We start from the raw sequence: 8790 nt of genomic DNA on the forward strand, positions 1-8790 counted from the left end.
TCAGATGTCCTTGATCTCGGTGGTGGTGGGCAGGTCGCGGACGTCGAAGGCCTGCGTCTGCCTCGGGTCGTTGCGGGTGGCGTGACCGGCGTCGTCGACGAAGTAGATGGACGGGGGCGCGGTCGCCTTCGGGGCCTTGAGGACGCTGTCGATGGAGATCGCGACGGGGGCGCCGTCCATGCCGCCCTTGGGGGGCTCGACGGTGACGGTGAGGGTGAGCGTCCCCTTCTTCCCGTGCTCCTGGACGGCGGCGAGCAGCTCGTGGAACTCGTTGCTGGCCTGCTCGTGGGCCTCGCCGCGGGAGTGCTGGACGAAGAACGCGGCGAACTCCGCGGGCTGTGCTGCTGTGCTCATGTGCTGGTCCTTCTGTTGGGGGTTGGCCCGCCCGCGGGCGCGGCTTCTCAGGGGAAGCGGCGCGCGCCCGCGGGCGGTGCTCGGTGGGGTGGTGGGCTAAAACTGCGGGACGTCAGCCGCCGCGACCGGCGCGGGCGCCTGGCCCGCCGCGGCCGCCTGCTGCTGCTGGAGGAGCGCCGCCGTGGCCGGGTTGGCCATCGCGGCCTGCAACTGCTCCGGGGTGAGCCCGGGGACCTGCGCGACCTGCGCGACCGGCGCGGGCTGCGGTGCCGCAGCGGCCGGCGTGCTCGGGTCCGGCGTGTGCAGTTCATTGGCCGCAGCGGCGACGTACTGCGCGTCGAAGTTCTTCGGCGCGTTGAAGCGGGGGTTGGACTTCTGCCCGTCGCGGGAGTAGGTCACGGTGAGGGTGCCGCCGACCTCCAGGCCGCGGGCTCCGGCGCTGCGGACTGCGGAGGCGACCGCGTTCTTCATCTGGCCCTTGACGTACAGGCGCCGAGTCCCGTCGTCTTCCGGGTTCTCCGGGTCGCGCTCGTTGGTGGCGAGGGTGACGACGAGCTGCATCTGCGGCTTCCCGTCGTCCCAGAACTTCAGCTCGCCGGTGGTGAAGTCGCGCTGCTGCTCGACACTGGGGCGCTCGGTGATCCGCCCGGAGACGGTGGTTCCGAGGGTGGGGAACTTCGCCGAGGGGACGCCTCCGCCCATGAGGAAGTCGTCGGCGCTCGGGGCCTGGTACTGCTGAGGGGTCGTCATTGCGGTGGTGCTCCTATGCGTTGAGTGCTTCGAGCTGGTTGCTCTTGGCTGGTGTGGTGCGCGTCGGCTTGTTGGCCGACGGATCTGTGGGGTGTCAGGCGATGAGCGCCTGGAGGGAGGCCCCGGCGCCGCTGCTCTGCACGCCAGGGCATCCGGCCGCGAGGTCGGTGCTCCCGGGCTTGAGGTAGGGGCAGAACCGGCAGTTCGGCTTCTCCGGGGTGGGGAACTGCTGCCAGCGCTCCGGGTGGGCCTCGGGGTCGAGGGCGAGCAGCTTGTCCCGGATGCGGTCGAGGCGGGCGAGCGCGGCCTCGGCGATGCTCCGGTCGTAGGGCTCGGACCACACGTGGACCTTCAGCTCGTGGTACCGGGCGATGAACACGATGACGACGCGGTCGACGTGCTCACCGGCGTTCTCCTGGCCGAGCCCGTAGAGGTGGGCCTGGATGCGGTACTTCTCTCCAGGGCCCTGCCTGCGGTACTTGTCGTGGCTGCTGGTCCCGACGAGTTTCCAGTCGAGGTTGGCGCGGATGAGCCGGTCGTACAGGTCCGCGCTCCCGGCGAGCCGTGCGGTCTCGATGGGGCTGTCCCGTACGGTGACGCGGGTTTCGACCTTGTAGCGGGAGGGCTGCCCGCCGAGTGCGGTGTTGCGGGCCTCGAACTTCTCCCCGATCCACAGGTGGAATCCGGTGCCGATGATCGCGGCGATCGGGTCGCGGCCCTCGTTCGACTCGGGCCAGTCGGCGATCTTGTAGGCGAGCTGCCGCTCGCAGGGCTCCCCGACCTCGCTCGGCCCGATGGCCTTCTGCACGGTGCGGGCAGAGTTCGCGTCCGCGTCGATGATGAACTGGCCGATGCGCTCGGCCAGGGTCTGGCTGAACTCGTCGTTCCCCGTGGCGATCACACGGTCTCCCACGTCTTGTCGGACCGGTCGAGGAGCTGCGCGGCCTGGACTTCGTTGGACCGCTGCACGATGAGGAGCTGCTCCTCGAGCGCGCCCCGCGCCTGCTTGCTGCGGTACAGCTCCCCGGCGACGGCGGCCCGCGCCTTGGCCGGGGCCGCCGCGGCTTCCGCGCGGGCGGTGGCGACGGCCCTCTGGAGGCGGACGATCCGGCCGGCGGTCTTCTTGGCCTTCGCCACGTCGACCCCGGACTCGACCTGCGCCGCAGCGAGCTGGTCGGACAGAGCCCGGTTTCTCCCGGTGAGAAGGGCGTTCGCCGCGTGGAGCGCCGCGTTCTGCTCGCCGATGTGGCGGCGCGCGTTGACCTCGGTGCGGGCGATGGCTTGGGCCTTGTCGGCGCGCTCGCGCTGGCGGGTGGTCTCGGCGCGCGCCGCGGCGAGTTCCTCGGCGTGGCGTCGGCGGGTGACGAACATCAGGCGGTGTCCTTCCTGGAGTGCACGAGGTCGGCGACCGCGTCGGCCCACGCGGCGTCCTCGTCGAGGGAGTCGGGCGGCCCGACGTAGCGGGTGAGGACTTCGCAGCCGAACTCGGTGAGCTTGGTGGTGGCCTCGAACGATCCGGCGGGCCCGTAGTGGTACTTCGCGGCCCGGAGCTGGTTGCCGCCTGCGTTGCGGATGCAGGAGGCCGTGCCCTTCGCGGACATCGACGACCGGTACTCACCGACGAGGTGCCAGACCCCGGGGCGGGCCTGCGCCGCTGCGGCTACGGAGGCGTGGTCAATGAACTTGCGGAGTGGGAGACGACTCACGACTGTCCGTCCTCTCTGGTGCTCGGCCGGGTGGCGAGGCTGTAGTGCCGGTTGGTCGGCTCGTCGTGGAGGGCGAGGAGGCCCTCGGTGCAGAGCTGCGCGAGGTCGCGGCGGGCAATGGCGCGCCACTGGTAGCGGCCGAAGATCCCGGCGTAGAGGTGCGCGGCGCGGGCGACGTTCCATTCGCCCTGGTAGTCGGTGACGGCGCGACGAAGGACCGTGAGGCGGGCGCGGCGGCCGGCGCCCAACGGGCCGTTGGGCGCGCTCACGCGGCGGCACCGCCCTCGCGCTGCGCCGGAACCACGACAGCCGGGGCCGGGGCCGCGGCGCGCAGCCGGTCAGCGAACTTCGCCGCCTTGTCCCCGTACAGCGGGATCTCGTAACCCACCGCCGAGCCGAGTCGCTCGACGAGGAGCTTCTCCGGGGCGTGCCCGTCGTACTGGCCGCTCGTCCCACGGTCCTCGGCGAACTCCAGGAGGAGGTCGAGGAGGTCGGGGTCGTCGGCGATCGTGGTGATGACGTGCTCGAAGTACGCCTCCAGGTCGAGGAAGACGCCGACGGGGACGCGCCGCAGGTAGATGGGGAACGGCTGGGTGATGGCGGGGCGGCGGAACAGGCGGTGGAGGATCAGGCGGATGCGGTTCATCGGGTGGCCCCCGTCGGTGCGGTGAGGATGAGGAGGAGAGCGGCGATCGTCAGCGCGGCGCGCTCGGCGGCGGCGCGGGCGGTGGCCGGGGCCTCGCGGACAGCGCGGGGCGTCAGGTGCTCGGCGTCGACGAGGAGGAAGAACGGGACCAGGGGGGCCGCGTAGGCGGAGGTGGCGAGGCAGATCGCGGCGGGCGCGTTCACGACGCACCGCCGGTCTCGTCGACGGTGAGTGCCTGCGTCGGGGCGAGCATCGCCGTCAGCGCGTCCGCCGACGCCTCGGCCGGGTACGGGGCACAGCCCCGCTGCTCGCGCAGCCGTTGCGTCGCCAGCCACGCGGCGTGCATCCGGTCTCGGCACGCGACACACACGACGGGAGCCTCATGGCCCTCACCGAGCCGCACGTACGCCACACCCTCCGCACCCAACTTCGTCGGGCACGTCGCGCAGCGCTCGGGCGCCGTCCACCGCGCCGGGCGGAAGTAGTAGAGCTGCACCCGCGCCTCGCGCCAGGTGAACAGCACCGTCATCATCCGGCCGTCGTCGTTGACCTCGACGCCGTGCTCACCGGCCACCAGGCCGAGCGCCTTCGCGGCGGTCATCGAACCGACGCTGTCCGGGATACCGCCGGACAGGATCCAGTGGTCGCCGTCCTCCGCGACCTCCCACGACGTCACCGGGGGGAGCCACGCAGGAGCCTCATTGAGCAGCGCGTCCAGGGCGGCCGCCACGGTCAGCGCGCTCATGCCGACACCTCGCACGCGTCCGCCGCCGCCTCCAGCACCGCGACCGCCGACTCCGTCGTGCGGTCCTCGACGTCACCCCACTCGTCCACGTGGAACGCCAGCGCCCGCTCGTCCTCCCCGTACGGGTCCGAGCCACGGACGGTCAGCCGGAGCGCGAGCACCCGGATCGCCTCACGGGACTCGGCCGCCGGCCGGTGCGGGTCGCCGGTCACCGCGCAGTTCAGCGCGGCCACGATCGACATGGGCCGCGTGGCGTGCGGGGTCCTCATCTGCCGGTCGAAACCGTCCTGGACGAAGTCGCCCTGGTGCAGGCCGTTCGCGGCGATGATCCGCGCGGCGCTGCGGAAGATCCGGGGGAGGGAGGTCGGGCTGATGGGCGGGCGTTCCGTAAGCTGTTGAGCCATCGGGGCCTCTCTTTGTTCTGGGGTGGGGCGCCGTAGTCGAGGGGTCGCCAGGCCGGGAAGCGGGCGGCCCTTCGGCGCGTTCAGGGGGAGTTGCTCAGCCGGTCGCGGCGAGCTGCGGGTCCGGCGCGGCGTTCGCGGCGTGCCACGCCTCGCAGTCGGGGAGGTTGAAGCGCCGACCGCGCCCGGCGTAGGGGACGGTGGGCATACCTGCCTTGATCCACTGGAGGATCTGCCAGTCCGAGACCCCGTAGTACGTCTCGATCTCGCGCTGGCTCAGGAGGGGGACGAGGCCGGCCGGGAGGGCGCCGACCTGGCGGTCACTCTTCTTCGGCATCGGGGATTGACCTTTCGATATTCGAAGTCGAAGGTGTGGGCATGGCAAAGAGGTCCTGGAGGGGGGCGCTCGTCTCCATGTGTAGTGCTTCGGCGACGAGCCAGGCCGTGCGCAGCTCGCAGCTTTCGCGAGCCGTCTTGCCCTGCCCCGCGAGTCGGCCGACTGCCGCGGCTGAGATGCCTTTCCCTGCCGGATCCACCCTCTTGGTCGCCTCGGCGAGTGCGGTGATGGAGAGTCCGGCGCGGGTCATGGCGTCCCTGAGGGGCTGGCCGTCGCGTCTGCGGTGCAGTTTTGGCATGGAGGGACCTCGTGCCTGTGGGGCTCTGGCGCCCTGGGTGGGCGTCTTCGACATTTCTATATTCGAAAGTCGAAGTTCGTCAACAGTCTCGCCGAGACTCGCCGAGATTGAGAGGGTGGCGCTCGCCGTTCGAATGAGTGTTCTATGGTGGGTGCATGCAGGGTCGTGCGACGGCGCGTAGCGGGGAGGTCGCGCGCCGCAAGGTTTTGCGCCACGCTTCTACTTTTACTTGCGAAATGTAGAAGGCGCGGGCACTCTTGCGTGCGTGGAGACATCTGAGCCAGACGCCAGCGCGCGCGAGACGTTCGCGCAGGTACTTGCCTCCCTCATGAGCGAGTACCAGACGAACGCCAGCAAGATCGCAGCGCGTATCGGCACTCACCACTCCACGGTCAGCAACTGGGTAAACGGCGACGCCAACCCCCGGCCGGCCGCAATCCGCGCCCTCGCCCGGGAGTTCCCGAAGTTCACCGAGGAGCGGCTCTTCGCGGCCGTCGGCCGGAAGGCGCCCGCCCCGCCCAACCCGGACGACCGAGCCGCCATGCTGGAAATCTTCGACCAGCTCACGAAGGAGCAGCAGAAGCTGCTGATGATCCAGGCTGGCGCCGTTGCCGACAGCAACAAGAACCGGCCCTGAAGCAACCGGCGTTGAATCCTGTGCAACCGTCGCGGGCAGTCGCGAGTCTGAGCTAAATGGACTCAGTTACTCCCCGTGTACTGGCGCGGATTTTCTGTGCATAGAGTGGTCGCATATTCACTCAACGCGGGGTACGGTCGATCACACGACCGGTGCCCTCCCCCACTGGTTGGCATCAGCCACACCTGTATTACGGGGGAGTGTCCATGTGCATTCGTGTCCAGTACGCGCCTCGCGACCTCATTCGCGAACCGTACGACGCTGACCGCCGGTTGATCACAATCCCGGATGTGCTGGCCGGAAGCGTGCTCTATGCGCATCTCGCGGTCCGGGCGGTTCTTCGCCAACTCGACGTAGAACAAGACGCGTTCGGTGCACGCTGCTGGTGTGGGGAGCCGATCCGGTTCCTCACTCTCATTCCACAGCAGCGAAGGAGTGACGAGGTGATCAACCTTGGCGCCTAATCCACGGAGGAACAGCCGAACTGCGGCGTTCCGTGCCGATCATCACCAACCGAGCTACGGCACCCGCCAGGAGCCGCGCGAGGGTGGCAGCCACGCGCAAGGCCAAAGGGGGGCAGGGCATGCCGCGTAAACCGGCCAATAACCCACGCCAGATCCGCTCGAAGACCTGCGGGTGCGGCCTCTGCATGGAGGCGTATCCGCCCGCCGAGCACGGCGAACGCAAACCCCGCCGCGACTGCGTCGGCGCATGGCAGGCCCGCTACCGCGACCCCACCGGACGGCAGAAGGCCCGCAACTTCCCCATCAAGGACGGTGGGAAGCGCGCCGCCGAGGCCTTCCTCGACGACGTCCGCACCTCCGTGCGGCAGCGGACCTACCGCGACCCGGAGCGAGGGAAGGTTCTCGTCGGGAAGTGGTGGGACGAGTACTGGGGAGTGCAGGGCAAGAAGGGCAAGGTCAAGACGCGGAACCGCAAGCTGAGTCTGTGGACCGCGCACATCAAACCGAAGTGGGCCGCGTACAAGCTGATCGACCTGGAGTACATGGAGCTCCAGCGTTGGCTCACTCATGAGGTGAAGGGGTACCGGACGCAGTGTCAGGTGCGGCGTCTCCTCATCTCGCTCCTCGACGCGGCGATCAAGGATGGGGAGCGGATCAAGGACAACCCGGCGGCCCATCTGGAGGTCACCGCGAAGAAGCCGGCCAAGCATCCGGACGAGCTGAAGCCGCCGACGGAGGCGCAGTACGCGCTCATCCACGCGGCGCTGCCGGAGTACTACCAGCGCGTGTTGCGGGACTTCGCGTACGAGACGGGCATGCGGCCCGGCGAGTACGCGGGCCTGCGGCTGCACTGCGTGGACGAGGACGCCATGACCGTTCAGGTGAAGGAGATCCTCGTTCTCGACAAGGGGCGGCTGTGCCGTCAGGAGGCGCCCAAGACGGAGGCCGGGTTCCGCACGGTCCCGCTGACGCCAACGGCGATGGAGGCCGTCCGCTACATGGTCGCCAAGTGGCAGCCCAAGCGCACGCGTTCGGGGATCGGTGACGGCTACGACCTGCACGTGGAGGAGCTGGTGTTCCGCGGCCCGAAGGGCGGGGCGCTGAACATGAACAACCTTCAGCGTCCGTGGAAGCGGGCGACCGAGCAGGCCGGTGTGGCGCGCAAGGTGACCGACCCGGAGACGGGACGCACCGAGTGGTGGCCGCGGCTGTACGAGTACCGGCATGACGTCGCGAGCCGTCTGCATCACGCGGGTGTGGCGGAGGTGGATACGCAGGCGTTCCTCGGCCAGAAGCGCGGGGGGAAGGTCACGTGGATCTACACCCACGGGAGCGAGGGTGCGCAGGAGCGTGTGCGTACGGCGCTGACCAGGGAGGGCGGCGAAGGTAGTGGACTCCGGGCCGTTGAGTGATCGGAAGGGGGTGGAGTCCACTTGGAGTCCACACACCCCCCTCGGTGAGTCTCGGCGAGTCTCGGAGTTGTTCGAAAGCGCGGTACCGAGGGTGCGTGATCAGGGCTCGGCGAGTCTCGGCGAGACTCGGAAACCCTGGCCGGGAAGATGTACTGCCTTACAAGCAGGATGTCGGCGGTTCGAAACCGTCCGCGCCCACCAGTGGTGAAGTAGGGGCAAGCAGCAGGTCGTGGCTCCCGGCGAGTGTGCCGGGGGCCTTTTTTGCGGCCGGGTCGGGTGCGGGGCTTCGGCGGCGCGGGTCTGTCCCTGCCCCTGCCCCTACCCCTGCCCGTGTACGTGCTTGAGGCCGGCCCGTGCTCGTACCGAGTCCTGGCCCGACAGGTCCCGCCAGTAGCGGTGGCACGTGACGAAGACTGCCAGCTCCAGTTCGCGTCGGCGGAGTTTCTCGACCTCGGCCTGTTCGTCCTCCGTCCAGCCGGGGGAGGCGGGGCGCTCCAGCTTGCGCCAGCCCTGGGTGTCGCTGATCGCGTCATGGGGCGCCACGGACCAGGGGAGCCGCTTGAGGAGGGCCAGGAGTTCGGCCCGGATCTGGTGCAGCTCCTCCTGGCCGGCGCGGAGGTCGCTCGGGAAATCGAACTCGGAATCTTCGGTCGCTGCCACCCGGCAATGGTACGTCTGTTCGAATTTGGTGTGCGAGCGGCTACGGGCCATTCACGCGAACGTGTGATCGGGCGGGTGCGGGACGGCGGGGTCCGCCGCGGAGCAGACTGGGGGTATGTGCCGAAGCATCAAGACCCTTCGCCCGCCAGTCCTCCCGGAGGAAGCCACGGAGGACGAGATCAGGGCCGCGGCCCTGCAGTACGTGCGGAAGGTGTCCGGGTTCCGGGCGCCCGCCGCGCACAACCGGGAGGTGTTCGAACAGGCCGTCGAGGAGATCGCGCGGGCCACGGCGGCGCTGCTCGACGGCCTTGAGGTGCGGGGCGCTGCCGCGCGCGGGGCGAGGGCCTGAGGCGGCCTGCTGGGAGTGTGGCCGGATGCGG

The 8790-nt window shown here is 69.8% G+C and carries 16 protein-coding genes and 1 tRNA gene; 4 read left to right on the top strand and 13 right to left on the bottom strand.

Annotated elements, in window-relative coordinates:
• From C1N81_RS30920 to C1N81_RS30975, 12 genes are all read right to left on the bottom strand, one after another.
• Positions 1-354, bottom strand: a complete 354-nt coding sequence (locus C1N81_RS30920; protein ID WP_394425510.1) for a hypothetical protein — start codon at positions 352-354, stop codon at positions 1-3.
• 96 nt (positions 355-450) lie between these two features.
• On the bottom strand, positions 451-1104 hold the full coding sequence (locus tag C1N81_RS30925; protein WP_394425512.1) for a hypothetical protein: 654 nt from the start codon (positions 1102-1104) through the stop codon (positions 451-453).
• Positions 1105-1198: 94 nt separating this feature from the next.
• Positions 1199-2005 (bottom strand): PD-(D/E)XK nuclease family protein, encoded by an 807-nt coding sequence (locus tag C1N81_RS30930; protein ID WP_394425514.1) that lies wholly within the window; start codon positions 2003-2005, stop codon positions 1199-1201.
• A complete protein-coding gene (locus tag C1N81_RS30935) occupies positions 2002-2475 on the bottom strand; it encodes a hypothetical protein (protein ID WP_394425516.1) in 474 nt (157 codons plus the stop codon). The genes C1N81_RS30930 and C1N81_RS30935 overlap by 4 nt, the downstream gene beginning before the upstream one ends.
• A complete protein-coding gene (locus C1N81_RS30940) occupies positions 2475-2810 on the bottom strand; it encodes a hypothetical protein (protein WP_394425518.1) in 336 nt (111 codons plus the stop codon). Before C1N81_RS30940 ends, C1N81_RS30935 begins: the two co-directional genes overlap by 1 nt.
• The gene (locus tag C1N81_RS30945; RefSeq protein WP_394425520.1) at positions 2807-3079 is read right to left on the bottom strand and encodes a hypothetical protein; all 273 of its coding nucleotides are present in this window, start codon (positions 3077-3079) and stop codon (positions 2807-2809) included. The genes C1N81_RS30940 and C1N81_RS30945 overlap by 4 nt, the downstream gene beginning before the upstream one ends.
• Entirely contained in the window at positions 3076-3456 is a 381-nt protein-coding gene (locus tag C1N81_RS30950) for a hypothetical protein (protein WP_394425522.1), read from the bottom strand. Before C1N81_RS30950 ends, C1N81_RS30945 begins: the two co-directional genes overlap by 4 nt.
• Positions 3453-3659: a hypothetical protein gene (locus tag C1N81_RS30955; protein ID WP_394425524.1), complete on the bottom strand. Its 207-nt coding sequence runs from the start codon at positions 3657-3659 to the stop codon at positions 3453-3455. The genes C1N81_RS30950 and C1N81_RS30955 overlap by 4 nt, the downstream gene beginning before the upstream one ends.
• Positions 3656-4201, bottom strand: coding sequence for a hypothetical protein (locus tag C1N81_RS30960; protein ID WP_394425526.1), 546 nt, complete (start codon positions 4199-4201; stop codon positions 3656-3658). The genes C1N81_RS30955 and C1N81_RS30960 overlap by 4 nt, the downstream gene beginning before the upstream one ends.
• Positions 4198-4605, bottom strand: a complete 408-nt coding sequence (locus tag C1N81_RS30965) for a DUF6197 family protein (RefSeq protein ID WP_394425528.1) — start codon at positions 4603-4605, stop codon at positions 4198-4200. Before C1N81_RS30965 ends, C1N81_RS30960 begins: the two co-directional genes overlap by 4 nt.
• Positions 4606-4699: 94 nt before the next feature.
• Positions 4700-4939, bottom strand: coding sequence for a hypothetical protein (locus C1N81_RS30970; protein ID WP_394425530.1), 240 nt, complete (start codon positions 4937-4939; stop codon positions 4700-4702).
• Entirely contained in the window at positions 4923-5237 is a 315-nt protein-coding gene (locus C1N81_RS30975) for an XRE family transcriptional regulator (RefSeq protein WP_394425532.1), read from the bottom strand. Before C1N81_RS30975 ends, C1N81_RS30970 begins: the two co-directional genes overlap by 17 nt.
• Before the next feature lie 328 nt (positions 5238-5565).
• On the opposite strand from C1N81_RS30975, the gene C1N81_RS30980 reads away from it, so the two are divergent.
• The 3 genes from C1N81_RS30980 (at position 5566) to C1N81_RS30990 (ending at position 7951) form a co-directional block, all read left to right on the top strand.
• Positions 5566-5874, top strand: a complete 309-nt coding sequence (locus C1N81_RS30980; protein ID WP_394425534.1) for a helix-turn-helix domain-containing protein — start codon at positions 5566-5568, stop codon at positions 5872-5874.
• A 583-nt stretch (positions 5875-6457) separates the two neighbouring features.
• Complete coding sequence (locus C1N81_RS30985) at positions 6458-7750, top strand: tyrosine-type recombinase/integrase (protein WP_394425536.1); 1293 nt, start codon at positions 6458-6460, stop codon at positions 7748-7750.
• 89 nt (positions 7751-7839) lie between these two features.
• Positions 7840-7951 (top strand) — tRNA-Val (locus tag C1N81_RS30990).
• 117 nt (positions 7952-8068) lie between these two features.
• Here the strand turns inward: C1N81_RS30990 and C1N81_RS30995 are convergent.
• Positions 8069-8410, bottom strand: coding sequence for a hypothetical protein (locus C1N81_RS30995; RefSeq protein WP_394434563.1), 342 nt, complete (start codon positions 8408-8410; stop codon positions 8069-8071).
• A gap of 115 nt (positions 8411-8525) precedes the next feature.
• Between C1N81_RS30995 and C1N81_RS31000 the strand changes: the two genes are divergently transcribed.
• On the top strand, positions 8526-8759 hold the full coding sequence (locus C1N81_RS31000; protein ID WP_394434565.1) for a DUF2277 domain-containing protein: 234 nt from the start codon (positions 8526-8528) through the stop codon (positions 8757-8759).
• Positions 8760-8790: the final 31 nt, after the last annotated feature.

It is taken from the genome of Streptomyces sp. SGAir0957 (assembly GCF_043523415.1).

Coding starts and splice junctions, on each gene's coding strand:
- C1N81_RS30920 (WP_394425510.1), bottom strand. CDS start 354: ATGAGCACAGCAGCACAGCCCGCGGAGTTCGCCGCGTTCTTCGTCCAG.
- C1N81_RS30925 (WP_394425512.1), bottom strand. CDS start 1,104: ATGACGACCCCTCAGCAGTACCAGGCCCCGAGCGCCGACGACTTCCTC.
- C1N81_RS30935 (WP_394425516.1), bottom strand. CDS start 2,475: ATGTTCGTCACCCGCCGACGCCACGCCGAGGAACTCGCCGCGGCGCGC.
- C1N81_RS30950 (WP_394425522.1), bottom strand. CDS start 3,456: ATGAACCGCATCCGCCTGATCCTCCACCGCCTGTTCCGCCGCCCCGCC.
- C1N81_RS30960 (WP_394425526.1), bottom strand. CDS start 4,201: ATGAGCGCGCTGACCGTGGCGGCCGCCCTGGACGCGCTGCTCAATGAG.
- C1N81_RS30965 (WP_394425528.1), bottom strand. CDS start 4,605: ATGGCTCAACAGCTTACGGAACGCCCGCCCATCAGCCCGACCTCCCTC.
- C1N81_RS30970 (WP_394425530.1), bottom strand. CDS start 4,939: ATGCCGAAGAAGAGTGACCGCCAGGTCGGCGCCCTCCCGGCCGGCCTC.
- C1N81_RS30975 (WP_394425532.1), bottom strand. CDS start 5,237: ATGCCAAAACTGCACCGCAGACGCGACGGCCAGCCCCTCAGGGACGCC.
- C1N81_RS30980 (WP_394425534.1), top strand. CDS start 5,566: ATGAGCGAGTACCAGACGAACGCCAGCAAGATCGCAGCGCGTATCGGC.
- C1N81_RS30985 (WP_394425536.1), top strand. CDS start 6,458: ATGCCGCGTAAACCGGCCAATAACCCACGCCAGATCCGCTCGAAGACC.
- C1N81_RS31000 (WP_394434565.1), top strand. CDS start 8,526: ATGTGCCGAAGCATCAAGACCCTTCGCCCGCCAGTCCTCCCGGAGGAA.